The organism is Streptomyces sp. NPDC046931, assembly GCF_040644655.1.
Taxonomy (GTDB): Bacteria; Actinomycetota; Actinomycetes; order Streptomycetales; family Streptomycetaceae; genus Streptomyces.
In genome coordinates, this window is the sequence record NZ_JBEYWX010000012.1 from 1 (window position 1) to 24,478 (window position 24,478).

The 24,478-nt window shown below is 69.9% G+C and carries 20 protein-coding genes; 7 read left to right on the plus strand and 13 right to left on the minus strand.

The genetic code is table 11. From position 1 onward, the window contains the following. Positions 1 to 462: 462 nt before the first annotated feature. Positions 463 to 783 carry a hypothetical protein gene (locus ABZ876_RS21300; RefSeq protein ID WP_361783251.1) on the minus strand — a complete coding sequence of 107 codons (321 nt, stop codon included), beginning with the start codon at positions 781 to 783 and terminating at the stop codon, positions 463 to 465. A gap of 540 nt (positions 784 to 1,323) precedes the next feature. On the opposite strand from ABZ876_RS21300, the gene ABZ876_RS21305 reads away from it, so the two are divergent. Both ABZ876_RS21305 and ABZ876_RS21310 read left to right on the plus strand, forming a co-directional pair. After that, the gene (locus tag ABZ876_RS21305; protein WP_361783254.1) at positions 1,324 to 1,851 is read left to right on the plus strand and encodes a universal stress protein; all 528 of its coding nucleotides are present in this window, start codon (positions 1,324 to 1,326) and stop codon (positions 1,849 to 1,851) included. Positions 1,852 to 2,099: 248 nt separating this feature from the next. Further along, complete coding sequence (locus ABZ876_RS21310) at positions 2,100 to 2,666, plus strand: GPR1/FUN34/YaaH family transporter (RefSeq protein ID WP_361783257.1); 567 nt, start codon at positions 2,100 to 2,102, stop codon at positions 2,664 to 2,666. A 131-nt stretch (positions 2,667 to 2,797) separates the two neighbouring features. Here the strand turns inward: ABZ876_RS21310 and glmS are convergent, their stop codons facing one another. Further along, entirely contained in the window at positions 2,798 to 4,615 is a 1,818-nt protein-coding gene (gene glmS / locus ABZ876_RS21315; RefSeq protein ID WP_361783260.1) for a glutamine--fructose-6-phosphate transaminase (isomerizing), read from the minus strand. A 73-nt stretch (positions 4,616 to 4,688) separates the two neighbouring features. Beyond that, on the minus strand, positions 4,689 to 4,946 hold the full coding sequence (locus ABZ876_RS21320; RefSeq protein WP_311692562.1) for a hypothetical protein: 258 nt from the start codon (positions 4,944 to 4,946) through the stop codon (positions 4,689 to 4,691). 165 nt (positions 4,947 to 5,111) lie between these two features. Here ABZ876_RS21320 and ABZ876_RS21325 point away from each other — a divergent pair, with 165 nt between their 5' ends. Continuing rightward, on the plus strand, positions 5,112 to 6,677 hold the full coding sequence (locus ABZ876_RS21325; RefSeq protein WP_361783748.1) for a metallophosphoesterase family protein: 1,566 nt from the start codon (positions 5,112 to 5,114) through the stop codon (positions 6,675 to 6,677). A gap of 241 nt (positions 6,678 to 6,918) precedes the next feature. Beyond that, the gene (locus ABZ876_RS21330) at positions 6,919 to 8,514 is read left to right on the plus strand and encodes a beta-N-acetylhexosaminidase (protein ID WP_361783263.1); all 1,596 of its coding nucleotides are present in this window, start codon (positions 6,919 to 6,921) and stop codon (positions 8,512 to 8,514) included. Between the two features lie 77 nt (positions 8,515 to 8,591). On the opposite strand, the gene ABZ876_RS21335 is transcribed toward ABZ876_RS21330, so the two are convergent. The 10 genes from ABZ876_RS21335 to ABZ876_RS21380 all read right to left on the minus strand — a co-directional run bounded on the left by ABZ876_RS21335 (position 8,592) and on the right by ABZ876_RS21380 (position 21,543). After that, positions 8,592 to 10,364: an IucA/IucC family siderophore biosynthesis protein gene (locus tag ABZ876_RS21335; protein ID WP_361783266.1), complete on the minus strand. Its 1,773-nt coding sequence runs from the start codon at positions 10,362 to 10,364 to the stop codon at positions 8,592 to 8,594. Then, complete coding sequence (locus ABZ876_RS21340; RefSeq protein ID WP_361783270.1) at positions 10,361 to 10,909, minus strand: GNAT family N-acetyltransferase; 549 nt, start codon at positions 10,907 to 10,909, stop codon at positions 10,361 to 10,363. Before ABZ876_RS21340 ends, ABZ876_RS21335 begins: the two co-directional genes overlap by 4 nt. Then, a complete protein-coding gene (locus ABZ876_RS21345) occupies positions 10,906 to 12,189 on the minus strand; it encodes a SidA/IucD/PvdA family monooxygenase (RefSeq protein ID WP_361783273.1) in 1,284 nt (427 codons plus the stop codon). The genes ABZ876_RS21340 and ABZ876_RS21345 overlap by 4 nt, the downstream gene beginning before the upstream one ends. After that, on the minus strand, positions 12,173 to 13,615 hold the full coding sequence (gene desA / locus ABZ876_RS21350) for a lysine decarboxylase DesA (RefSeq protein WP_361783276.1): 1,443 nt from the start codon (positions 13,613 to 13,615) through the stop codon (positions 12,173 to 12,175). Before desA ends, ABZ876_RS21345 begins: the two co-directional genes overlap by 17 nt. 120 nt (positions 13,616 to 13,735) lie before the next feature. Then, positions 13,736 to 14,587 (minus strand): siderophore-interacting protein, encoded by an 852-nt coding sequence (locus ABZ876_RS21355; protein WP_361783279.1) that lies wholly within the window; start codon positions 14,585 to 14,587, stop codon positions 13,736 to 13,738. A gap of 29 nt (positions 14,588 to 14,616) precedes the next feature. Next, entirely contained in the window at positions 14,617 to 15,666 is a 1,050-nt protein-coding gene (locus ABZ876_RS21360) for an ABC transporter substrate-binding protein (RefSeq protein WP_361783282.1), read from the minus strand. 183 nt (positions 15,667 to 15,849) lie between these two features. Next, positions 15,850 to 17,010 (minus strand): acyl-CoA dehydrogenase family protein, encoded by a 1,161-nt coding sequence (locus ABZ876_RS21365; RefSeq protein WP_361783285.1) that lies wholly within the window; start codon positions 17,008 to 17,010, stop codon positions 15,850 to 15,852. Positions 17,011 to 17,015: 5 nt separating this feature from the next. Next, positions 17,016 to 17,954, minus strand: a complete 939-nt coding sequence (locus ABZ876_RS21370) for a hydroxymethylglutaryl-CoA lyase (protein WP_361783288.1) — start codon at positions 17,952 to 17,954, stop codon at positions 17,016 to 17,018. Next, positions 17,951 to 19,918, minus strand: a complete 1,968-nt coding sequence (locus ABZ876_RS21375; RefSeq protein ID WP_361783290.1) for an acetyl/propionyl/methylcrotonyl-CoA carboxylase subunit alpha — start codon at positions 19,916 to 19,918, stop codon at positions 17,951 to 17,953. Before ABZ876_RS21375 ends, ABZ876_RS21370 begins: the two co-directional genes overlap by 4 nt. An 8-nt stretch (positions 19,919 to 19,926) precedes the next feature. Then, positions 19,927 to 21,543: a carboxyl transferase domain-containing protein gene (locus tag ABZ876_RS21380; protein ID WP_361783293.1), complete on the minus strand. Its 1,617-nt coding sequence runs from the start codon at positions 21,541 to 21,543 to the stop codon at positions 19,927 to 19,929. An 86-nt stretch (positions 21,544 to 21,629) separates the two neighbouring features. On the opposite strand from ABZ876_RS21380, the gene ABZ876_RS21385 reads away from it, so the two are divergent. From ABZ876_RS21385 to tesB, 3 genes are all read left to right on the plus strand, one after another. Then, on the plus strand, positions 21,630 to 22,238 hold the full coding sequence (locus tag ABZ876_RS21385; protein ID WP_361783296.1) for a TetR/AcrR family transcriptional regulator: 609 nt from the start codon (positions 21,630 to 21,632) through the stop codon (positions 22,236 to 22,238). A 119-nt stretch (positions 22,239 to 22,357) separates the two neighbouring features. Beyond that, on the plus strand, positions 22,358 to 23,515 hold the full coding sequence (locus ABZ876_RS21390) for an acyl-CoA dehydrogenase family protein (protein WP_361783299.1): 1,158 nt from the start codon (positions 22,358 to 22,360) through the stop codon (positions 23,513 to 23,515). 32 nt (positions 23,516 to 23,547) lie between these two features. Next, positions 23,548 to 24,414: an acyl-CoA thioesterase II gene (gene tesB, locus ABZ876_RS21395; protein ID WP_361783302.1), complete on the plus strand. Its 867-nt coding sequence runs from the start codon at positions 23,548 to 23,550 to the stop codon at positions 24,412 to 24,414. Positions 24,415 to 24,478: the final 64 nt, after the last annotated feature.

Here is a 24,478-nt window from a genome sequence, read left to right on the forward strand (position 1 = left end):
GGCTCCAGCACCGCCCACTCCCCGTCCGTCAGATCTCCACGCGCCACAAATCAAGATCATCTCACGATGAAGATCCACTTTCGATACACGCCCTAAGCCCCCCTCGGTGGTCGCGGCTCCTCGGTTGTGTCGCTCCTGCACGTTTCCCCTCGGTCCTGCACGAGTCCCCCGCCGTAAGTCATGATCGAATTTACTGTGTTCCGCAGTGTCGTCGTGACCAGTTCACCATCCGGCACATTGTCGACATGGCAACTTGGCGTGAAGCATTCGATCACGAAGGGTTGCACTCGTGGGCCGTGCAGGGAAGTGCGCCTCGTCCCAGTGGCCAATCCCCATAGGGTGCGGGAGCCCTCCGGGACCCTTTCAGTGCAGGTGGAACGGGGGGTGGGGGGCCGTTCGACCCCCTGATGCACGGGTGCAAGAAGTTGGCTGAAAAGAAGCGGGGGCGTGCGCGGAAACCGGTCAGTCGACCGGAGTGTTCGCTCCCCCGCTCCGCCCGCCCCTGCGCGCCCCCGCTCCGGCCGTGCCGGGCCGGGCGAGGCCGGGTGCGCGGTCCACGTCGGCCGGCCGTGCCGCGCCCCGCTCGCACTGCCGCAGAAGCGCACGGCAGGCCCAGGTGATCGCCGTGAGGCCGAGGGTGGCGCTGATCGCACCGGCGACCGAGGTGCCGCTCCAGACGAGGACCACGGGAACCAGCACGCAGGTGAAGCAGGCCCAGCGGATCACCACGGTGGCCGTGTCGGGCGCGGGGCGGTTCCGTCGGTCGGGGCGGAGTGCGGGCACGGCGGGCTCCCTGGGGCGGCGGGTCACCGGAATCAACGCGTCTGCGGGCGGTCGGTCACTGGGGCGAGGTGGAGCGCCGGCCGGTCACAGGGGCGAAGTGGGGGCGCCGGCCGGTCACAGGGGCGAAGTGGGGGGCACCGGTCGGTCACTGGGGCGGGGGTGCCGGCGCCGGTCGGTCCATGACGGCGGGCGTGCGCCGGGCGGTTGCCGGTGACTGTGTGTGCGACCGGTCGCACACTGTCCGGGCCCTTACCGCGGAAGCCGGGCCGCCGCCCTGATTGCTCCGTGAACCCTGTGCAAACCGCCTGTACGAGGCAGCAACCATTGCGTTACGGGCGTCCTCTCGTGCATGCTCCCTGGAACCCAGTGATGAGGGTCCCCTGGTTCGAGCGAAGTCGAGAACACGGGGAGTGCACAGGATCTGGGCCGAGGAGGCGTGCCGCCGTACCCTTGGGGGTATGGGGTTGGGAAGATGTTTCCCGGACACAGCTCCGCCGTACAGTGTCGTCCCACCCAGAGGATCACAACGCCGAGACACTCATGGCCGGTCACGAATTCTTCGATCCCGCGGACCGCAAGCGCCGCGTCGCCGATCCCACGGCGGCCGAGCCCTTGGCGGCGGAAGAGTCACGCCCGTCCTGCGACCCCGCCTTCAAGCACGGTGTGGTGGTCGGCTTCGACGGTTCCACCTCCAGCGAGCGCGCGCTCGCCTATGCGATCGGCATGGCCTACCGCTCCGGTTCGGGCCTGATCATCGTCCATGTCGCCAACCGACTGCCCACCACGGTGTGGGCGGGCTGTGAGCCGCCGGTCTTCGTCGACGTGCCGGACCACCGCACGGAGGTCCTGGGGCTGGAGCTGGCCTGCGCGGAGCATCTCGCCGAGGTGCCCTGGATCCTGGTGGAGCGCGGCGGCGACATCTGCCACGAACTCGAAGAGGTGGGCCGGGAGTACGAGGCGGACGCGATCGTCGTCGGCTCCACGCACGGCATCGTCGGCCGTATCTTCGGCTCGGTCGCCGGCCGCCTCGCCAAGCGCGCGCGACGCCCTGTCGTCGTCATCCCCTGACTGCCGGGTACAGCCCGGCTTCGCCCCGCTTCTCCCGGATTGCCGCAGCAGCGCATGCGGTCTCGCCGCGACCCTGGTGTTGTCCAACCGCAACTCGCCGTTGTCCCAGGGGAGATGAGGTGGGGGTGGCGCCAACTTCCCTGCATGGACGCCTGAATCTACTCGCGCGTAGAGGTGTTTGTGCCCTTGTGAAGGGCATATATCGGTCACCGCACGACCGTACGTGCAGGACAAGAAGGGAGCCCGCCGTGGACAACGACGTCTCTGCGGGAAGCACCACCTCGATCGTCGGCCGACTCGCTCTGGGCATCACGCTGTTGGCCTTCGGTCTCGGAACCACCAAGGTGATCGACGGTGTGACGACGGCCGACGCCGTGTCACTGGCCCACTATGTGGGCGGCGTTGCCCTGTTCCTCGTCGGCCTGCTCGCTTTCCGCGACCGCGACACCGCCACGGGTACGGCGTTCTCGGCCCTCGGTGCCCTGTGGTTCACCTGGGCCGTCACGGCCGGCGGCCAGGTGTCCGACAACGCCGCAGGACTCTTCCTCCTGTTGTTCGCCCTCGTCGCCCTGAGCCTGGCGCTCGGAGCGGCCGGCGATGTCCTCGGCCAGGGCACCTACGGTCTGCTCTGCGTCTCGCTGGTGCTGCTGGCCGTCGCCCGCTTCGCCGGCAACGACGCGCTCGGCAAGGCCGGTGGCTGGTGCGCGGTCGCCGCGGGAGCGGTCGCCTGGTACGCAGCGACGGCGGTGCTGGCCAAGTGGCCCACGTCCCTGCCGCGGCGCGCTGCCGGCCGGGGGGTGACGGCCGCCGGCTGAGGCAGCGCCGGGCCGGGGAAGGGCGGCCCCGGTCCCGTGAGGGAACGACCCCCTGTGCTGGTGGCGCACAGGGGGTCGTTCACGTCATGAGACGCGGCCCTCGGACGCGTTTCGTGAGGGGAGGGGAGCCGCTACTCCACCGTCACCGACTTGGCCAGGTTCCGGGGCTTGTCGATGTCCCGGCCCAGCGCCAGTGCCGTGTGGTACGCGAGGAGCTGGAGCGGGATGCCCATCAGGATCGGGTCCAGCTCGTCCTCGTTCTTCGGGACCACGATCGTGTGGTCGGCCTTCTCCTGCTCCTGGTGGGCGACCGCGAGGATCCTGCCGCTGCGGGCCTTGATCTCCTCCAGGGCCGCCCGGTTCTTCTCCAGCAGGTCGTCGTCCGGCACGATCGCGACCGTCGGCAGGGCGGGCTCGATCAGTGCCAGCGGACCGTGCTTCAGCTCGGAGGCCGGGTAGGCCTCGGCGTGGATGTACGAGACCTCCTTCAGCTTCAGCGAGGCCTCACGGGCCACCGGGTAGCCGCGCACCCGGCCGATGAAGAGCATCGAGCGGGCGTCCGCGAACTGCTGTGCCAGCTCCTTGATCTCCTCCTCCTGCTTGAGGATCTCGGAGATCTGCTCGGGCAGCTTCCGCAGGCCCTCGATGATCCGCTTGCCGTCGCGCACCGACAGGTCCCGCGTGCGGCCGAGGTGCAGCGCGAGCAGCGCGAAGGCCACGGTGGTGTTGGTGAAGCACTTGGTGGAGACCACGCACACCTCGGGGCCGGCGTGGACGTACATGCCGCCGTCCGCCTCACGCGCGATCGCCGAGCCGACGACGTTGACGACGCCGAGCACCCGCGCGCCCTTGCGCTTCAGCTCCTGGACGGCGGCCAGCACGTCGTAGGTCTCGCCGGACTGGGAGACCGCCACGTAGAGGGTGTCGGGGTCCACGACCGCGTTGCGGTAGCGGAATTCGGAGGCGGGCTCGGCGTCCGCGGGGATACGGGCCAGCTCCTCGATCATCTGGGCGCCGATCATGCCGGCGTGGTACGAGGTGCCGCAGCCGAGGATCTTCACCCGGCGCACCGCGCGCGCCTCGCGGGCGTCCAGGTTGAGTCCGCCCAGGTGGACGGTGGAGAACCGGTCGTCGATGCGGCCGCGCAGCACCCGGTCCACGGCGTCGGCCTGCTCGTGGATCTCCTTGTGCATGTAGGTGTCGTGGCCGCCCATGTCGTACGACTCGGCCTCCCACTCCACGGTGGTCGGCTCGGCCGTCGTACGGGTGCCCTCCGTGGTGTAGGTACGGAAGTCGTCGGCCTTCAGCGTCGCCATCTCGCCGTCGTCCAGCGTCACTATCTGGCGGGTGTGGGCGACCAGGGCGGCGACGTCGGAGGCGACGAACATCTCCTTCTCGCCGATGCCGAGGACGACCGGGGAGCCGTTGCGGGCGACCACGATGCGGTCGGCGAAGTCGGCGTGCATCACGGCGATGCCGTACGTGCCCTCGACCACCCGCAGTGCCTGGCGGACCTTCTCCTCCAGGGTCTCGGCCTGGGAGCGGGCGATGAGGTGGGTGAGGACCTCGGTGTCGGTCTCGGAGAGGAACTCGACGCCGTCCGCCTCCAGCTTCTTCCTGAGGTCGGAGGCGTTGTCGATGATGCCGTTGTGGACGACGGCGACCTTGTGGTCGGCCGACATGTGCGGGTGGGCGTTCACGTCGGAGGGGGCGCCGTGGGTGGCCCAGCGGGTGTGGGCGATACCGGTGGTGCCCTTGAAGCGCGCGGGGACCTTGGCCTCCAGGTCGCGGACCCGGCCCTTGGCCTTGACCATCTTCAGGCCGGCCGTCTTGGGGGAGGTCACGACGATGCCCGCCGAGTCGTAGCCGCGGTACTCCAGCCGCTGGAGACCCTCCAGGAGCAGCGGGGCCACATCGCGCCTACCGATGTATCCGACGATTCCGCACATATATGTCCTTAGTTCTCTCTGTCCCCGTTGTGGTGAATTGTTCTACGGTGCGTCAGTCGCGTGTCGTCGCGTCTCAGCCGTAGACGATGCGGCGCAGCTGGCGGAGCGTAAGCTCGGGCGGTGCGACCGCGCGATACCTCAGATCCGCCTCGATCCGTTCGAAGATCGTCGCGTTCACCAGGCCCTGGGCCTGTAGCTCGCGGTGGCGGCGGCGGACGAACTCCTCGGTCGTCTCGTCGAAGTAGGCGAGCACGTCCTGGACCACACGCAGCGCCTCGCCCCTGCTCAGGGTCGTGGACCGCGTCAGATGATCAACGAGTTCGTCGTGCACCCGGTAGATCCTGCGGTACAAGCGCCGGAATCGCAAGAATCGTGCCCGATTTCGGGTAGACGCCCCTTGAAACTCTCATGAGCCCTTGTTCGACGGCTGTCCATTCTGTGTCTTGCGCCACGTTGCTGATGTGGAGGAAGTTCAGGCCACATGGACACACCTCGTATGGGAGTACCTGAGAAGCTCGCCACCCGCATGAGCATGGCGGAGCAGCACGAGTACCTGCGCTCGAGATTCTCCCGACGCACGATGATCAGAGGCGGCGCCGTGACCCTGGGCGCCGTCGCGGGTGGCGCGTTCGTACCGGGCGCCACCGCCCAGGCCGCCGTCCCGGCCCAGAGCACGGCCCCCGCGACCGAGTCCGTCGACGGTGCCCTCGTCGCCCCCTTCGGCCGCCACCTCGCCTTCGGCAACGACCCGCGCACCGAGATCACCGTCTCCTGGCAGGTCCCGGTCGCCGTGAAGAAGCCGTTCATCCGCATCGGCGCCCACCCCTGGGACCTGTGCCGCAAGATCCCCGCCGAGGTCCGCACCCTCTACACCCCGGCGGGCGTCGGCGCCAGCGGCGACCACACCCAGTACTACCTGCACGCCAAACTCACCAACCTGCGCCCCGGCAGGACCTACTACTACGGCGTCGGCCACGCGGGCTTCGACCCGGCCGAGCGGCACCTGCTCGGCACCCTCGGCACCTTCACCACCGCCCCCGCCCACAAGGAGCCGTTCACCTTCACCGCGTTCGGCGACGAGGGCGTCAGCTACCACGCCCTGGCCAACAACAGCCTGCTGCTCGGCCAGAACCCGGCCTTCCATCTGCACGCCGGCGACATCGCCTACGGCGACCCCGCGGGCCAGGGCAAGACCTCCGACACCGGCTTCGACTCGCGCGTGTGGGACCAGTTCCTGTACCAGACCGAGTCCGTCGCCAAGCAGGTCCCGTGGATGCCGGCCTACGGCAACCACGACATGGAGGCCTGGTACTCGCCCAACGGCTACGGCGGCGAGGAGGCCCGCTGGACCCTGCCGGACAACGGACCGGACAAGAAGAACCTCCCGGGCGTCTACTCCTTCGTCTACGGCAACACCGCCGTCATCTCGCTGGACGCCAACGACATCTCCTTCGAGATCCCGGCCAACCTCGGCATCTCCGGCGGCACCCAGACCACGTGGCTCGAGGCGCAGCTGAAGAAGTACCGGGCGAGCAAGGACATCGACTTCGTCGTCGTCTTCTTCCACCACTGCGCGTACTGCACCTCCACCGCGCACGCCTCGGAGGGGGGCGTGCGCCAGGAGTGGGTACCGCTGTTCGAGAAGTACTCCGTGGACCTGGTCATCAACGGCCACAACCACCAGTACGAGCGCACCGACGTCATCAAGGCGGGAACGGTCGCCAAGAAGCTCCCGATCGGCGGTACGGCGTACCCCGAGACCGAGGGTGTGGTGTACGTCACGGCGGGCGCGGCAGGCCGCAGCCTGTACGCGTTCAGCGCCCCGCTGTCGTACGAGGGTCACGAGAACGAGGTGGACTCGGTCGCCTCGTTCGTCAACACCAAGGACGGCAGGCAGAACGAGACGGTCGCCTGGTCGCGCGTGCGCTACCTCGACTACTCGTTCCTCCGCGTCGACGTCACCCCCGCGTCCAAGGGCCGCTACGCCACGCTGACGGTGCGCGGTATAGCCGAGTCCGGTGAGCAGGTCGACCACTTCACGGTGGCGCGCCGCGCGAAGTAGAGCCACGTTCGCGCCCGCAGAACAGGCGCGGGAACGGCAGGCGGTTCTCGCATCGGTTCTCGCATCGGTGCCGAGGACCGCCCGCTTGGCATCGCCTGGCCCAGCGGTCCTCGGCACGCCCGGCCAGGGGCTGAATTCCGCCGTCGGAGGGATTGATTCCCCTCGTGGGGCGGGGAGAGGGGTCTATACCCATCTCGTCCAGTCCGGGCGAGCCCCTGGGTCATCGTGGAAGGGAGCGCATGTGTCACAGCACCACAGAACGCCCCGCATCCTCGGAACGCTGCTGCTCGTCGCGACGGCCGGACTCAGCGTCGGCCTCGGCACCCAGCCCGCCGCGGCCGCCCGCGCCACCACCGCCTCCTTCGACCGGGTGGTCCCGGCACCCGCCTCGGCCGAGGCGGGCGGATCCCCGTACGAGATCACCCGGGGCACGCCCATCCGGGTGGACGGCACAAGCGAAACGCGCCGAATCGGCGAGTACCTCGCGGACGTACTGAGGCCCTCCACCGGCTACCGCCTCCCGGTCACCACGGGCGGCACCGGAGGCATCCGACTGACCCTCGGCAGCGGTCCGTTCGGCGACGAGGGCTACCGGCTCACGAGCGGCGCGGGAGGCGTGACCATCACCGCCCGCCGCCCCGCCGGCCTCTTCCACGGCGTGCAGACCCTGCGCCAGCTGCTGCCGGCGGCCGTCGAGAAGAAGACCGTGCAGCCCGGCCCGTGGACCATCGCGGGCGGCACCGTCACGGACTCACCGCGCTACGCCTACCGCGGCGCCATGCTCGACGTCTCCCGCCATTTCTTCACCGTCGCCCAAGTCGAGCGGTACATCGACGAACTGGCCCTCTACAAGATCAACACCCTGCATCTGCACCTGAGCGACGACCAGGGCTGGCGCATCGCCGTCGACTCCTGGCCGCGCCTCGCGACCTACGGCGGCTCGACCCAGGTCGGCGGCGGCCGGGGCGGCTTCTACAGCAAGGCGCAGTACGGGGAGATCGTCCGCCATGCCGCCTCCCGCTATGTGCAGGTCGTCCCCGAGATCGACATGCCCGGCCACACCAACGCCGCCCTCGCCTCGTACGCCCCACTGAACTGCGACGGCGTCGCACCCCCGCTCTACACGGGCACCCACGTCGGCTTCAGCTCGCTGTGCGTGCCCAAGGCGGTGACGTACGACTTCGTGGACGACGTCGTACGGGAACTCGCCGCCCTCACTCCGGGCAGCTATCTCCACATCGGCGGTGACGAGGCACACTCCACCAGCCACACCGACTATGTGACCTTCATGGACCGGGTGCAGCCGATCGTCGCCAGGTACGGCAAGACCGTGATCGGGTGGCACCAGCTGACCGGAGCGCACCCGGCGAAGGGCGCGCTCGCCCAGTACTGGGGACTCGACGCCACGAGCGCCGCGGAGAAGGCCCAGGTCGCCCAGGCCGCGCGGAACGGCACCGGGCTGATCCTGTCCCCGGCCGACCGGGTCTACCTCGACATGAAGTACACCAAGGACACGCCCCTCGGACAGGACTGGGCCGGGCTGGTGGAGGTCGAGCGGTCCTACGACTGGGATCCCGGCACCTATCTGCGAGGCGCCCCGGCCTCGGCGATCGCCGGCGTCGAGGCACCGCTGTGGTCCGAGACGATCGTCACCGACGCCGACATCGACTACATGACCTTCCCGCGGCTGCCGGGCGTGGCCGAGCTGGGCTGGTCGCCGGCCGCCACGCACGACTGGGACGCGTACCGGGTGCGGCTCGCGGCGCAGGGGCCGCGCTGGGAGGCGCTGAGGATCGGGTACTACCGGTCGCCGCAGGTGCCCTGGTCCACCCGATAGGCCACACCAAGGGCGCGAACCCGACGGCGGGCACCCCGGTGGACCGTACACCGGGGTGCCCGCCCGCCCTGAGGGGCTCAGCGGCCCGCGATCGGGTTCCTGAGGGTCCCGGCCAGCTGGAGCGCACTCGACGGGTCCGTGAGATCCACCATCTGCCGGTTGTCGCGCAGCTGGAGCCGGTTGAGGCAGGACAGGGCGAACTCCGGGGCGAACATGTCGTACCGCCGGAACCGGTCGGCGAGGTGCGGGTTCGCGTCCTGGTACTCGTGGACGACCTCGGCGACCGTGCGCCAGAAGTCCTCCTCCTCCAGGATGCCCTCGTCGGCGAGGTTCGCCGCGACGAAGCGGAAGAAGCAGTCGAAGACGTCCGTGAAGACGGACAGCAGTCTCTGCTCCTCCGGGACCTCGACCCGGATTCGTGCGACCTCCGGCGGCAGCACCGCGTCCGGGTCCATCACCGCGATCTCCTCGGCGATGTCCTTGAAGACCGCGCGCCGCACCACACCGTCCTGCAGGACGAGGATGACGTTCTCGCCGTGCGGCATGAAGACGAGGTCGTAGGCGTAGAAGCTGTGCAGCAGCGGGGTGAGGTAGGCCCGCAGATAGTGACGCAGCCACTCGGCCGGAGCGAGCCCCGACCGCACGATCAGTGCCCCCGCGAAGGAGGCGCCGTCGTGGTCGACATGGGCGAGGGAGGCCATCGTCGCCAGGCTCTCGCCCTCCTGGAGCGAGGCGACCGGGCTCTCGCGCCACAGGGCGGCGAGCATCTTGCGGTAAGGGGAGGTGCGGTCGGTGGCCGCCTCGTACTCCAGATGGCGGTAGCCGACGGCCGCCCGCTCGCGCAGGATCGTCAGGCCGGTCGACCTCAGTACCGGATCGCTCTCGATCAGCCCGTGCAGCCAGTCGTTGATCGCCGGGGTCGCCTCCATGTAGGCGGCCGAGAGACCCCTCATGAAGCCCATGTTGAGGACGGACAGGGCCGTCTTCACATAGTGCTTCCCGGGGTTGTCGCGGTTGAAGAAGGTCCGTACGGACTGCTGGGCCAGGTACTCGTCGTCGCCCTCGCCGAGGCAGACGAGGTGCCGCCGGGCGACCTCCGCGGCGAAGGTGACGGTGAGCTTGTTCCACCACTGCCAGGGGTGGACGGGGATGAGGAGGTAGTCCGCCGGGTCCAGGCCCCGGCCGGTGAGGTGCCGGTGGAAGCGTGCGAGGGTCGCTGCCCCCAGCTCCTGCCGCAGGAACGACTCGTAGGTCAGGCCCACGCCCGCCGTGAACGCGGCCCGTGAGCGGTGCGCCGCCAGCCACACCAGCCGGACGGGGCTCGCGGTCTCGGGCGCGTACGACAGGTATTCGTGGACGCCGAAGCCGAGCCGCCCGTTGTTGGCGACGAAGCAGGGGTGGCCCTCGGTCATCCCGGTCTCTATGGCCTGAAAGCCGCTCCGGGCGAGTTCGGCGGAGGTGGTCTTCGGCTTGGTGAGCTTGTAGCAGGTACCGGAGAGGGTGGAGGAGATCTCCTCCAGGTAGACGGGCAGGATCTCGTCGCTCAGGCCGAGGGATGTCTTCAGCTCGATGAAGAAGTCCAGGGCCGCGAGCGGAAGTTCGGTGCCGTCACGGTGGCGGGTGATCGACTCGGGGGCGATCTGCCAGTGGTCGAGGGCGCGCAGGGTGGCGCTGAACCGGTAGCGGGTGAGCTTGTCGTCGCTGTGGACGACGTAGTGGCCGTCGTCCCCCGGTTCGGGGGTGATCAGCCGCTCGTGCGCGAACTCGGCCAGCGCCTTGCGTATGAGGAGACGGTTGGCCTGCTCCCAGCGCTCGGGGGAGAGGTGGGCCACGGCGTCGGCGAGGGTCATGCCGTCACCGCCCGCTCGAACCCGTCGCGGGTGCAGAAGCTGAGCAGCGCCGTTTTCTCCGGCTTGGTGATCTCGCGCTCGGGCACGAACCCGACGGCGGCGTTCAGCGCATGTACGGCCGTGTTGCGCACATCGGGCTCGACCACGATCCGCTCGGTGGCCGGGTCCTCGAACAGGCGCCGCAGCACGGCGGTGATGACGGCCCGGGTGAACCCGTGCACGGGCCGGTCGGTGGGGGCGACGAGGAAGTGCATGCCGACGTCGCCGGGCCGGGGCTCGTAGAGGCCGACGAGTTCTCGGCGGGCGGGGTCGTACTGCTCCATCAGGAAGGCGGGTTCGCCGTCGTGCAGCCCGAGGAACGCGTGGTGGTGCCGGTCGGCCGCGATCTCCATGTACGCGCGCTCTACGTCCTCGAGCCGGGCGTCCCGCATCATCCAGAAGGCCGCCTTGGGGTGGGTGACCCAACCGTGCAGGATTTCGGCGTCCCTGAGGGGATCGAGGGGGCGGAAGGCGAGGGTGCCGACGGTACCGGTGGTCGTGCTCATACGGCGAACTCCTGGAAGGCGATGGTCTTCTCGACGGGGTAGTACTCGGTGCCGAGCAGCTCCCGGATGATGTACGCGTTCCGGTAGGCGCCCATCCCCAGGTCGGGGCTGGTGACGCTGTGCGTGTGGACTCCGGCGTTCTGCAGGAACACGCCCCGGCCCGTCACGTCGATGGCGTAGTTGCGGGCCACGTCGAAGTTGCCGTGCCCGTCGTAGCGCAGACGGTCGCGGACGGGCTTGAGGAACTCCGGCTCGACGTACCGGTAGCCGGTCGCGAGGACCAGGCCCTGGGAGCGCAGCACGTAGTCCTTGTCCTGCTCCTCCTGGCGGAAGCCGAGGGTGAACGTGCCGTCCTCGTGACGGGCGCGGGTGAGCGCGGAGTTGGTGAGCAGACGGGTGGGCACCGGACCGTCGAGGCTCTTCTGGTACAGCAGGTCGAAGATCTCGTTGATCAGGTCCCCGTCGATGCCCTTGAACAGGCCCTTCTGCTGCTCGCGGAGGCGGTAGCGGGTCCGCTCGGGCAGGGCGTGGAAGTAGTCGATGTACTCCGGGGAGGTCATTTCCAGGGTGAGCTTGGTGTACTCCAGCGGGAAGAAACGCGGGGAGCGGGTCACCCAGTCCAGCCGGTAGCCGTGGACGTCGATCTCGCTGAGCAGGTCGTAGTAGATCTCGGCGGCGGACTGGCCGCTGCCGACCAGGGTGATCGACTCCTTGGCCTGGAGCCGGTGCTTGTGGTCCAGATAGCGGGAGTTGTGGATGACGTCGCCTTCCAGACCCCGGCAGGCCTCGGGAACGTGGGGCGGGGTGCCGGTGCCGAGGACCAGGTGGTGGGCCCGGTGGACAGCGCCCTCCCGCGTGTGAATGACGTACACGGCGTCCCGCTCCTCGTACGTCACCTCGGTGACCGTGGTGCCGAAGCGGATGCAGCTCAGCTTGGAGGCCGCCCAGCGGCAGTAGTCGTCGTACTCGACGCGCAGGGGGTAGAAGTTCTCGCGGATGTAGAACGAGTACAGCCGCCCGCGCTCCTTCAGGTAGTTGAGGAAGGAGTACGGGGAGGTGGGGTCGGCCAGGGTGACCAGGTCGGACATGAACGGGGTCTGGAGGTGGGCGCCCTCCAGGAACATCCCGGAGTGCCACTCGAAGCTGGGCTTCGACTCCAGGAAGAGGCCGTCGAGTCCGTCGATCGGCTCGGTGAGGCAGGCGAGTCCGAGGTTGAAGGGGCCGAGTCCGATCCCCACGAAGTCGTGAGTGGTGCCGGGGGTGTCAGGATGCGCGGTCAAGGGACTCTCCCAGGTACTGCTCGGCGTGGCCGGCGATCAGATCGAGTACGGCGGCGATGTCGTCGGCCGTCGTCTCGGGGTTGAGCAGGGTGAACTTCAGGTAGTGGCGGCCGGCGACCTTGGTGCCCGCGACCACGGCGTCGCCGGAGGCGAACAGGGCCTTGCGGGCGTACAGGTTGGCGCGGTCGATTCCCGCGGGGTCGGAGACGGCCGCCGGGATGTAGCGGAAGACGAGGGTGGACAGCTGCGGCTCGACGACGACGTCGAAGCGGGAGTCGGCGGCCAGCAGTTGCCAGCCCTCCCGTGCCAGGTCGCAGACCTCGTCGAAGAGGGAGCCGATGCCGTCGGCGCCCATCACGCGCAGGGTCATCCACAACTTGAGGGCGTCGAAGCGCCGGGTGGTCTGGAGGGACTTGTCGACCTGGTTGGGGATGCGCTCGGTGGCCATGCGGCGGGGGTTCAGATAGTCCGCGTGGTAGGTGGCGTGGCGCAGCGTGGCGGTGTCCCGGACCAGTAGTGCGGACGAACTCACCGGCTGGAAGAAGGACTTGTGGTAGTCGACGGTGACCGAATCGGCGCGTTCGATGCCGTCGAGGAGGTGACGGCGGGCGGGCGAGACGAGCAGTCCGCAGCCGTAGGCCGCGTCCACGTGCAGCCAGGTGCCGTAGCGGCCACACAGCTCGGCGATCTCGGGCAGCGGGTCGATGGAGCCGAAGTCGGTGGTCCCCGCGGTGGCGACGACGGCCATCGGGATCAGGCCGTCCTGGAGGCAGCGCTCCAGCTCGTGGGCGAGGGTGACGGTCTGCATGCGCTGGTCGGCGCCGACCGGGACGGCCACGACGGAGTCGGCGCCCAGACCGAGCAGTTTCGCCGACTTCTTCACGCTGAAGTGGCTGACCTCCGAGGCGAAGATCCGCAGCCTGGCGAGATCGCCGCTCTTGGCCTCCTCGCGGGCCAGCAGCAGCGCCTGGAGGTTGGACTGGGTACCGCCGGAGGTGAACACCCCGTCGGCGGCGGGGCCGAGGCCGATGCGCCCGGCGGTCCAGTCGACGAGCCTGCGCTCGATGAGGGTGCCGCCCGCCGACTGGTCCCAGGTGTCCAGGGAGGAGTTGACGGCGGACAGGACGGCCTCCCCGAGGACGGCCGGGATGACGACCGGGCAGTTGAGGTGGGCCAGGTACCGCGGGTGGTGGAAATACACGGCGTCGCGGAGGTAGAGCTCCTCCAGCTCGTCCAGGGCCGCGGTGGTGTCGTGCAGCGGGTGGTCCAGGTCGATGCCCTCGATGCGGGGGGTGAGGGCATCGACCGTGACGCCGGTGAACGGACGGTCCGTGGTGGCGAGTTTGGCGGCCACCCGCTCGACTCCTTCGGTCACGGAGCGGCGGTAGTGCTCCGCGGTCAGGTCATTGAGCAGGTGCGAGCGCATGTGGGGGTCCTCCCGTGGGGACAGTCCGTGCGGGGCGGATGAGAGGCGGAGTCGGCTATCGAACTTAGGTTAGCCTAACCTAAGTTCGATCTCGGAAAACCACGCCGCGGGTGACCGGCGTCACTCCTCGGCGCGCAGCTGCTCCTCGCTCAGCCCCTGGCGCCAGTAGCCGACGAAGGTGACGCGCCGGCGGTCGATCCCGCGCTCGCCGACGAAGTGCCGGCGCAGCTCCTTGACCCGGCCGGACTCGCCCGCGATCCAGACGTACGGGGCCTGCGCGCTCGGGAGTTCGGCGCTCCGCAGCGACTCGAGCGCGGTGGGGTCCTCCGCGCCGCGGACGAGCCAGGTGATCTCGGCGTCGGCCTCGGTCGCGAGGTCCTGGATGTCACCTGCGTGGGCCGCTTCCAGCCAGACGCGGGCGCGGGTGCCCGCGGGCAGCCACTCGAGGATCGCGCAGGCGGCGGGCACGGCGGTCTCGTCGGCCCAGATCAGCACCAGGTCGGTGTCCTCGGGCGGACGGAAGCGGATCGCACGGTTGTCCTCGACTGCCGGGCCGAGCAGGACGACGCGGTCGCCGGGGGCGGCCCGGGAGGCCCAGCGAGAGGCCGGGCCCGCCGGGCCATGGGCGCCCGGCTCCACGCCGTGCAGCACGAAGTCGATGTCGATCTCATCGGGTTCGCCGGGCTCGCGCCGCAGGGCCCGCAGGGTGTACGAGCGCATCACCGCCCGTACTTCGTCGGGCAGTTCGCGCCAGCCCTGCCACCAGAGGTCGCCGAGCTCGATCGGCACGGCGGGCTCGCTCTGGCCCGGATGCGGAAGGAAGAGGGACAGACTCTGGTCGCGTCCGTCGGAGTGGAACGCGCGCAGGTCGTCCCCCGCGAAGGTGATACGGACGACGGACGGGCCGAGCCGCCTCGTCCGTGCGACCTGAAGGGAGAAGAAACGGAACGGGGCGGCCACGGCCGTCGTCATAGGTGCTCCTGAGGTGCCGTCAGGGGGCGTCAGCCGACCTTCTTGGCCGTCTCGATGGCCTTGGCGAGGTCCTCGAGCAGCGGGGCGCACTTGTCGTACGACAGGATCGGCTCGGGGTTGCGGGGGATGACCTGGCCCGCCTTGACCGCGGGAAGCTTCTTCCAGGTCGCCTCGGTGATGTCGGCGGGCTGGATGGCCGAGCCGCGGTTGTCCATCATGATGATGTCGGCCCGGTACTTGTCGACGTTCTCCCAGCTCAGGTTCTCGAACCAGCCGCCGCTGGCCTTCAGGGCGGAGGCGGGCGGCTCGACGAAGTTCACGCCGAGGGCCTTGAAGTACTCCAGGTCGATGGAGAGGTTGGAGCCGGAGACATAGAAGACGTCCTGGCTCGCGGAGCCCGCCAGCACCTTGATGCCGGGGTTGGCCTTGGTGGCCGCGCGCAGCCGGGCGGCCGCGTCCTCGAACCGCTTCTTCGCCTGGGCGGTCTTCGCGGAAGCGGTGTCCGCGCCGAGCGACTTCGCGAGCTCCAGCATCCGCTGGAGCGGCTCGGTGAGCCGGCGGTCGTAGACGGAGATGCCGACGCTGGGGGCGCCCACGGCGAGGACCTTCTTCGTGGACTCCTCCGGGACGTACCACAGCGTCCCGGCGCCGTCGAACATCGTGGTGACGAGCAGGTCGGGGGCGAGGGCCGCGTACTTCTCGATGTTGAACTGGCCCCACTCGTCGCCGAGGACCGCGACCTTGCCGATGTCGAGGTCGCCGGCCTGTACGTCGGCCTTGCCGTCCTTGGTCTTCGTCGGGCCGAAGACGCCCTTCACGCCGACGCCGTAGTCGTGCAGCGCGGCGGCGACGCCGATGAACGCCACGATGTCCGTGGGGACCTTGTCCGTCTTCGAGGTCTGCCCTCGGTCGTCCTTGAACGACCAGGGGCCGGCCTTGCCCGCGCCCTTTCCGCCGGCGGAGCGTTCGTTTTTGCCCTTGTCGTCCCCGCAGGCCGCGAGCACGGCACCGAGGCCGAGGACACCGCCGGCGGCCAGGATGCCGCGACGGGTGAGACGTGTGGCACGGGCATGGGACATAAGTGTGCTGCCTTCGAACAGGGCGGAACATCCGCAGGACGAGTTCGAAGATAGGTTAGCCTAACCTAACTGCATGTCCAGGGGGTGGGGACGCGGCGCCTGACCGCCCCTCATACGCGAAGGGGCCCACCCCTGTGCTTGGGTTCCAGTGGTTGTCGCGGGCCCCTCGTCGCTGCCGTGGGCTCAGCCCGCCAGCCCCAGTTCCCGGGCGATCAGCATGCGCTGGACCTCGCTCGTGCCCTCGCCGATCTCCAGGATCTTGGAGTCACGCCACATACGGGCCACCGGATACTCGTTCATAAAGCCGTAGCCGCCGTGGATCTGGGTGGCGTCGCGGGCGTTGTCGACGGCGACCGTGGACGAGTAGAGCTTCGCCAGGGCCGCCTCCTTCTTGAACGGCTCCCCGGAGACCAGACGGGACGCCGCGTCGCGCCAGGCCAGGCGGGCCGTGTGGGCCTTCATCTCCATGTCGGCGATCTTGAACTGGATCGCCTGGTACGCGCCGATCTGACGTCCGAACGCATGGCGTTGCTTCGCGTACTTCACCGACTCGTCCACACAACCCTGCGCCAGGCCCGTCGCCAGGGCGGAGATCGCGATCCGGCCCTCGTCCAGGATGCGCAGGAACTGGGCGTAGCCGCGGCCCTCCTCGCCCAGCAGGTTCTCGGCCGGGACACGCACGTCCGCGAAGGACAGCTCACGGGTGTCCGACGCGTTCCAGCCCACCTTGGAGTAGGGGGGCGCCACCGTGAAGCCGGGTGTGCCGGACGGGACGATGATCGAGGAGATCTGCGGACGGCCGTCCTGCGTGCGGCTGGTGACCGCGGTGACGGTCACCAGGCCGGTGATGTCCGTGCCCGAGTTGGTGATGAAGCACTTCGTGCCGTTGATCACCCATTCGTTCGTGTCGGTGTCCAGCCGCGCCGTCGTACGCGTCGCACCCGCGTCCGAACCGCCGTCCGGCTCCGTCAGGCCGAAAGCGCCCAGGAGTTCCCCGGAGCACAGCCGCGGGAGCCACTCCCGCTTCTGGTCCTCCGTGCCGAAACGGTAGACCGGCATCGCGCCCAGGGAGACGCCCGCCTCCAGGGTGATGGCCACCGAGGAGTCGACCCGGGCGAGTTCCTCCAGGGCGATCCCCAGCGCCAGGTAGTCACCGCCCATGCCGCCGTACTCCTCCGGGAACGGCAGCCCGAACAGGCCCATGCGGCCCATCTCGCGGACGATCTCGTACGGGAACTCGTGGCGCTCGTAGAAGTCACCGATCTTGGGGGCCACGACATCGTGCGCGAACTCCTCGACCGTGCGCCGGAGTTCCTCCAGCTCGGGGGAGAGGTGGTGGTTCATGGGGGTCACTCCTTGTGGGAGAGGGCTCGGACGGTGCGGGACGGGCTGGGCCGGTCCAGATGGGCGGCCATCCACACGCTCGTGGCGGTGAGCCGGCCGAGGTCGACCCCGGTCTCGATGCCGAGGCCGTGAAGCATCCACACCAGGTCCTCGGTGGCGAGGTTCCCGGTGGCGGACTTGGCGTAGGGGCAGCCGCCGAGGCCGCCCGCGGAGGCGTCGACCGTCGTCACGCCGTGCTGGAGCGCCGCCAGGGTGTTGGCGAGGGCCTGGCCGTAGGTGTCGTGGAAGTGCACGCCGATGGCGCTGGTCGGCACGCCCTCCTCGTTCAGCGCGCAGAGCAGGTTCAGGACATGGCCCGGTGTCGCCACGCCGATCGTGTCGCCCAGGCTCAGCTCGTCGCAGCCCATGTCCATCAGCGCCTTGCTGACGCGGACGACCTGATGGATGGGGACCGGGCCCTCCCAGGGGTCGCCGAAGCACATGGACAGATAGCCGCGGACGTGCACCTTCCGGTCTTTCGCGCGCCGGACGACCGGCTCGAACATCGCCAGGGCCTCGTCCACCGTGCGGTTGAGGTTCGCCTTGGCGAAGGACTCGGTGGCGCTGGCGAAGACGGCGATCCGGCGGGCGCCCAGCGCGAGGGCCCGGTCCAGGCCGCGTTCGTTCGGCACGAGGACCGGAAGCGCCACCGGCAGGTCGCTCACCAGCGGGAACAGCTGCTCGGCGTCCGCCAGTTGGGGCACCCACTTGGGGTGGACGAAACTGGTGGCCTCGATGGTCGACAGGCCCGCGTCGGCCAGCCGGCGGATGAACTCCGCCTTGACCTCCGTCGGGACCGTGCGCTGCTCGTTCTGAAGCCCGTCGCGCGCGCCGACCTCGTGGATCCTGACCCGCGGGGGGAGATCCTCGGACGGCACGACCATGGGCAGCCCCTGAGCGGTCATGTCGCCGCCTCCGTGTCCTCGCGGTCTTCGCGGTCTTCGCTGTCGTCCTCGTGCGGTGCGATCACGGCCAGCACCTGGTCCATGGCGACCGTCGTGCCGGGGGTGACATCGAGTTCGGCGACGGTCCCGGCGTGCGGGGCGGAGATGACGTGCTCCATCTTCATCGCCTCGACCACCAGCAGGCTCTGCCCGGCCGCCACCTCGTCCCCGACGGCCACCTTCACCACGGTCACCGTGCCGGGCATCGGCGCGGTCAGCGACTCCGTGCCGGAGTGGGCCGCCCTTGTGAGCGACGCGGCGACCGCATCGTGGTCGCGCACATTCCAGGCGTCACCGTCGCGGCCCAGCCAGTCCCCGGCCCGCCGGAAGGTATGGCGTACACCGTCCAGGACGACCGTCACCGAGTCCTCGGTGACGGTGTGAGTGCCCCGCGGGGTGTACTCGACGGGGTCGGACACCCGCAGGGAGAACGCCGCCGGCCTGGGCTCGCCGCCGAGCCGCCAGCCGCTCGGCACGGAGAACGGATCGGTCCAGCCCGCACCGCGCGGCTTCAGCGCCTCCAGACGAACGGCCGCCGCGGCCTCGTAGACCTCCTCCGGTACCTCGGTGGTCACCAGCGTGTCCACCACCCGCTCCACCAGACCCGTGTCCAGGTCGCCCGCCACGACCGCCGGATGGGCCAGCAGACGGCGCAGGAAACCGGCGTTGGTCTGCACGCCCAGGCTGACCGTCCCCGCCAGGGCCGCCCGCAGCTTGCGCAGGGCGGTCGCGCGGTCGGGGCCGTAGGCGACGACCTTCGACAGCATCGGGTCGTACAGGCTGCCGACCTCGGTGCCCTCGGTCAGGCCCGAGTCGGTGCGCACCCCGTCCCCCTGCGGCTCGCGCAGCGCCAGCACGGTGCCCCCGGACGGGAGAAAGCCGCGGGCCGGGTCCTCGGCGCAGATGCGGGCCTCGACGGCGTGTCCGGTGAGCGTGATGTCCTTCTGCTCGAAGGACAGGGGCTCTCCCGCCGCCACCCGCAGCTGCCACTCCACCAGGTCCAGGCCCGTGATCAGCTCGGTGACCGGGTGCTCCACCTGGAGGCGGGTGTTCATCTCCATGAAGTAGTACGACGAGGGATCACCGCCCGGCACGATGAACTCCACCGTGCCCGCGCCCCGGTAGCCGCAGGAGCGCGCCGCCTGCACCGCCGCCTCGCCCATCGCGGTGCGCGTGGCCTCGTCGAGGAGCACACTGGGTGCCTCCTCGATGATCTTCTGGTGGCGGCGCTGGAGGGAGCACTCGCGCTCGCCCAGATGCACCACGTTCCCGTGGCCGTCGGCCAGCACCTGGATCTCGATATGGCGGGGGCGGTCGATCCAGCGCTCGACCAGCAGCGTGTCGTCGCCGAAGGAGGCACGGGCCTCGCGGCGGGCGGCGGCGATCTCGTCCGCCAGCGCGGCCGGGTCCCGGACGAGCCGCATGCCCTTGCCGCCGCCACCCGCGCTCGGCTTCAGCAGCACCGGCACGCCGATCTCATGAGCCGCGGCGGCCAGCTCGTCGTCCGTGAGACCGCTTCCGCTCGAGCCGGGGACGACCGGAACCCCGGCCGTGCGCACCGTCTCCTTGGCGCGGATCTTGTCGCCCATCAGGGCGATCGCCTGAGCGGGAGGACCGATGAAGACCAGGCCCGCCTCCGCGCACGCGCGCGCGAACCCGGCGTTCTCCGCGAGGAAGCCGTACCCGGGGTGCACCGCCTGGGCCCCGGTCCGGGCGGCGGCCTCCAGCAGACGCTCCACCGAGAGATAGCTCTCGGCCGCGGGCGCCGGACCGATCCGTACCGCCGTATCGGCCTCCCGGACGTGGCGGGCGTCGGCGTCGGCGTCGGAGAAGACGGCCACCGAGCGCACGCCCATCGACCGCAGCGTGCGGATGACACGTACGGCGATCTCGCCCCGGTTGGCCACAAGCACCGTGTCGAACATGGTCCCCCTCACATCCTGAAGACGCCGAACTGGGGCTCGCCCAGGGGCGCATTGGCGCATGCCGTCAGGGCCAGTCCCAGCACCTGCCGGGTCTCCAGCGGGTCGATCACACCGTCGTCCCACAGGCGGGCCGTCGCGTAGTACGCGTTCCCCTGGCGCTCGTACTGGGCGCGGATGGGGTCCTTGAAGGCCTCCTCGTCCTCCGCGGGCCAGGCCTCCCCGCGCGCCTCGAACTGGTCGCGTTTGACGGTCGCGAGGACTGACGCGGCCTGCTCGCCGCCCATCACCGAGATCTTGGCGTTCGGCCACATCCACAGGAAGCGCGGAGAATAGGCCCGCCCGCACATCGAGTAGTTGCCCGCGCCGAAGGAGCCGCCGATGACGACCGTGAGCTTCGGCACGCGGGTGCAGGCGACCGCCGTGACCATCTTGGCGCCGTGCTTGGCGATGCCGCCCGCCTCGTAGTCACGGCCGACCATGAAGCCGGAGATGTTCTGGAGGAACACCAGCGGGATGCCGCGCTGGTCGCACAGCTCGATGAAGTGGGCGCCCTTCTGGGCGGACTCGGAGAACAGGATGCCGTTGTTGGCGACGATCCCGACCGGGTGGCCGTGGATACGGGCGAAGCCGGTGACGAGGGTCTGCCCGAACTCCGCCTTGAACTCGGCGAAGCGAGAGGCGTCCACTACGCGCGCGATGACCTCGCGGACGTCGTACGGCGTGCGGGAGTCGACCGGGACCGCTCCGTACAGCCCGGAGGGATCGAGCTTCGGCTCGACGGAGGGGACGGCCTCCCAGGGCAGCTCCCCGCGCGCGGGGAGCGTGGAGACGATGGTCCGCACGATCCGCAGCGCGTGCGCGTCGTCCTCCGCCAGGTGGTCGGTCACGCCCGACACCCGCGAGTGGACCTCGCCGCCGCCCAGCTCCTCGGCGCTCACCACCTCACCGGTGGCCGCCTTCACCAGCGGCGGGCCGCCCAGGAAGATCGTGCCCTGGTTGCGCACGATCACGGCCTCGTCGCTCATCGCCGGGACATAGGCCCCGCCGGCCGTGCAGGATCCGAGCACGGCGGCGATCTGGGGGATCCCGGCACCGGACATCCGCGCCTGGTTGTAGAAGATCCGTCCGAAGTGCTCCCGGTCGGGGAACACCTCGTCCTGCATGGGCAGGAAGGCGCCCCCGGAGTCGACCAGATACACACAGGGGAGGCGGTTCTCGAGCGCCACCTCCTGGGCCCGCAGGTGCTTCTTCACCGTCATCGGGTAGTACGTGCCGCCCTTGACCGTGGCGTCGTTGGCGACGATCACGCACTCGCGGCCGCTGACCCGCCCGACCCCGGCGATCACCCCGGCGGCCGGGGCCTGCCCGTCGTACATCCCGTCGGCCGCGAGGGGTGCCAGCTCGAGGAAGGGCGACCCCGGGTCCAGCAGGGTGTCCACGCGGTCACGCGGCAGCAGCTTGCCGCGCGCGGTATGGCGTGCGCGTGCCTTCTCGCCGCCGCCCAGCCGGGCCGCGGCCAGCTTGGCGCGCAGCTCCTCGCCCAGGGCGCGGTGCGCCTCCTCGTTGGCCCGCCAGGCCTCCGACGCGGGGTCTGCCGCGCTCGTCAGCTCCGGTGCCTCCTGCATCCTGCGGTCCCCTCACGTTGTTAATGAGCGTTAACGCATTTCCTTCAGGTTAACGACCGCTAACCTCCGTGTCTAGAATCGTTTTCATGGCCACGAGAACCGACGCGCCCACCCGTCGCGAGCAGATCCTCAAGGAGGCCGCGCGGCTGTTCGCCGAGCGCGGCTTCCACGGCGTCGGCGTCGACGAGATAGGGGCCGCGGTCGGCATCAGCGGGCCCGGTCTGTACCGGCACTTCGCGGGCAAGGACGCGATGCTCGCCGAGCTGCTCGTGGGTATCAGCGGGCAGCTGCTGACCGGGGCGAGACGGCGGGTCGCCGAGGCCGAGGGCAACTCCCCGGACCGTGACGCCGGAGCGGTCCTCGACTCGCTGATCGAAGGGCACATCGACTTCGCGCTCGACGACCGTCCCCTGATCACCCTGCACGACCGGGAGCTGGACCGCCTCCGCGACAGCGACCGCAAGCTCGTGCGTCAGCTCCAGCGGCAGTACGTCGAGCTGTGGGTGGAGATCGTCCGGGAGGTGTACCCCGGCCTGGCCGAGCCGACCGCCCGCTCGGCGGTGCACTCGGTGTTCGGCCTGCTCAACTCGACGCCGCATCTGGGGCGCCCGGGCTCGCTGCCGGGGCGCGGCGCGACGGCCGAGCTGCTGCACCGGATGGCGAGGGGCGCCTTCGAGGCGGCCGGGACGGACTGAGCCGGCTGCTCCGCAAGCGTGACGAGCGTTACCCATTGGTTGATCTGGACGACGGTTCCTACCCGCCGGTACGGTGAAGTCTGAGCAAGCGCTTAGACAGATCAGGTGGAGGTGGCGTCGTGCGCCGTACGGTGTTCAACGAGGATCACGAGGCGTTCCGGGAGACCCTGCGCGCCTTCATCGAGGCCGAGGTCGTTCCGGTCTACGACGAATGGCTCGCCGCCGGCCAGGCGCCGCGCGACTTCTACTACAAGCTCGCCGAGCTGGGCATATTCGGCATCCGCGTCGACGAGGAGTACGGCGGCGCCGGCATCGACTCGTACAAGTTCGAGGCGGTCCTCTACGAGGAGACCGCCCGCGCCGGCATCACCTTCGGCGGCTCCGGCGTGCATGTGCTGCTCGGTCTGCCGTACATCAAGCTGCTCGCCACCGACGAGCAGAAGAAGCGCTACCTGCCGAAGTTCGTCGCCGGCGAGGAGATGTGGGCCATCGCGATGACCGAGCCGGGCACCGGCTCCGACCTCGCGGGCATGAAGACCACCGCCAAGCTCTCCGAGGACGGCACGCACTACGTCCTCAACGGCGCCAAGACCTTCATCACCGGTGGCGTGCACGCCGACCGCATGATCGTCTGCGCGCGTACCGCCGCCCCCACCGCCGAGGACCGCCGCTACGGCATCTCCCTCTTCGTCGTCGACACCAAGGCCGAGGGCTACTCGATCGGCCGCAAGCTCGACAAGCTGGGCCTGAAGACCTCCGACACCGCCGAGCTGGCGTTCGTCGACGTCAAGGTCCCCGTCGAGGACCTCCTCGGCGAGGAGAACAAGGGCTTCTACTACCTCGGCCACAACCTGGCCTCCGAGCGCTGGGGCATCGCCTACGGCGCCTACGCGCAGGCCAAGGCCGCCGTCCGGTTCGCCAAGGACTACGTCCAGCAGCGCACCGTCTTCGGCCAGCCCGTCGCCGCCTTCCAGAACACCAAGTTCGAGCTGGCCGCCTGCCAGGCCGAGGTGGACGCGGCCGAGGCCGTCGCCGACCGCGCGACCGAGGCCCTCGACGCCGGTGAGCTGACCCCCGCCGAGGCCGCCTCCGCCAAGCTCTTCTGCACCGAGGTCGCCCACCGTGTGATCGACCGCTGCCTCCAGCTGCACGGCGGCTACGGCTTCATGAACGAGTACCCGATCGCCCGCCTGTACGCCGACAACCGCGTCAACCGTATCTACGGCGGCACCAGCGAGATCATGAAGTCGATCATCGCCAAGGACATGGGTCTGTAAGCCGCGCAACGACCGGCGGATACAACTCCCCTATGAATCAGGCACTAGAGGATCTCCTCGATCTGCTCGACCTTGAGCAGATCGAGGAGAACATCTATCGCGGCCGGTCCCGGTCCGCCGTCGTCCCCCGCGTCTTCGGCGGACAGGTGGCGGCCCAGGCACTGGTCGCCGCCGGGCGCACGGTCCCCGGGGACCGGCTCGCCCACTCCCTCCATGCGTACTTCCTGCGCATGGGCGACCCGGGCGCGCCCATCGTCTACAGCGTCGACCGCCTCCGCGACGGCCGGTCCTTCACCACCCGCCGGGTCGTGGCCGTACAGCACGGCAAGCCGATCTTCACGCTGTCCGCGTCGTTCCAGACGGACGAGGAGGGCCTCGACCACCAGGCACCGATGCCGCCCGCGCCCGACCCGGTCACCCTGCCCACCTCCCAGGAGCGGCTGCGCTCCTACGACCACCTCGATGCCCAGGTGGTGGAGCGGTTCCTGGAGGCCCGCGAGGCGATCGACCTGCGCTACGTCGACGAGCCGCCGTACGGGAAGTTCGGCGAACCGCGCGAGCCGCACTCCCAGGTGTGGTTCCGCACCAACGGCAAGCTCACGGACGACCCCCTGCTGCACGTGGTGCTGGCGACGTACGTCTCCGACATGACGCTCCTGGACTCGGTGCTGCTCGCGCACGGGCGCGGCGGCTGGGCCGTCGGCGATGTCGTCGGCGCCTCCCTGGACCACGCCATGTGGTTCCACCGCCCCTTCCGGGCCGACGAGTGGCTGCTCTACGACCAGGAGTCCCCGTCCGCGCACGGCGGCCGCGGCCTCGGCCAGGCCCGTATCTACACCCAGGACGGCCGCCTGGCGATCTCGGTGATCCAGGAGGGCGTGGTCCGCGTTCCGTGGTGATGCCACGGGACGGGGCCACGCTCCCACCGGACGGGACTCGCTCGCCGCGGATCGGCTCCGGGTC

Bases quoted from the DNA above. Each gene is read 5' to 3' on its own strand.
- ABZ876_RS21305 (WP_361783254.1), top strand. From the start codon at position 1,324: ATGGCCGGTCACGAATTCTTCGATCCCGCGGACCGCAAGCGCCGCGTC.
- glmS (WP_361783260.1), bottom strand. From the start codon at position 4,615: ATGTGCGGAATCGTCGGATACATCGGTAGGCGCGATGTGGCCCCGCTG.
- ABZ876_RS21325 (WP_361783748.1), top strand. From the start codon at position 5,112: ATGGGAGTACCTGAGAAGCTCGCCACCCGCATGAGCATGGCGGAGCAG.
- ABZ876_RS21335 (WP_361783266.1), bottom strand. From the start codon at position 10,364: ATGACCCTCGCCGACGCCGTGGCCCACCTCTCCCCCGAGCGCTGGGAG.
- ABZ876_RS21340 (WP_361783270.1), bottom strand. From the start codon at position 10,909: ATGAGCACGACCACCGGTACCGTCGGCACCCTCGCCTTCCGCCCCCTC.
- desA (WP_361783276.1), bottom strand. From the start codon at position 13,615: ATGCGCTCGCACCTGCTCAATGACCTGACCGCGGAGCACTACCGCCGC.
- ABZ876_RS21355 (WP_361783279.1), bottom strand. From the start codon at position 14,587: ATGACGACGGCCGTGGCCGCCCCGTTCCGTTTCTTCTCCCTTCAGGTC.
- ABZ876_RS21360 (WP_361783282.1), bottom strand. From the start codon at position 15,666: ATGTCCCATGCCCGTGCCACACGTCTCACCCGTCGCGGCATCCTGGCC.
- ABZ876_RS21365 (WP_361783285.1), bottom strand. From the start codon at position 17,010: ATGAACCACCACCTCTCCCCCGAGCTGGAGGAACTCCGGCGCACGGTC.
- ABZ876_RS21370 (WP_361783288.1), bottom strand. From the start codon at position 17,954: ATGACCGCTCAGGGGCTGCCCATGGTCGTGCCGTCCGAGGATCTCCCC.
- ABZ876_RS21375 (WP_361783290.1), bottom strand. From the start codon at position 19,918: ATGTTCGACACGGTGCTTGTGGCCAACCGGGGCGAGATCGCCGTACGT.
- ABZ876_RS21380 (WP_361783293.1), bottom strand. From the start codon at position 21,543: ATGCAGGAGGCACCGGAGCTGACGAGCGCGGCAGACCCCGCGTCGGAG.
- ABZ876_RS21385 (WP_361783296.1), top strand. From the start codon at position 21,630: ATGGCCACGAGAACCGACGCGCCCACCCGTCGCGAGCAGATCCTCAAG.
- tesB (WP_361783302.1), top strand. From the start codon at position 23,548: ATGAATCAGGCACTAGAGGATCTCCTCGATCTGCTCGACCTTGAGCAG.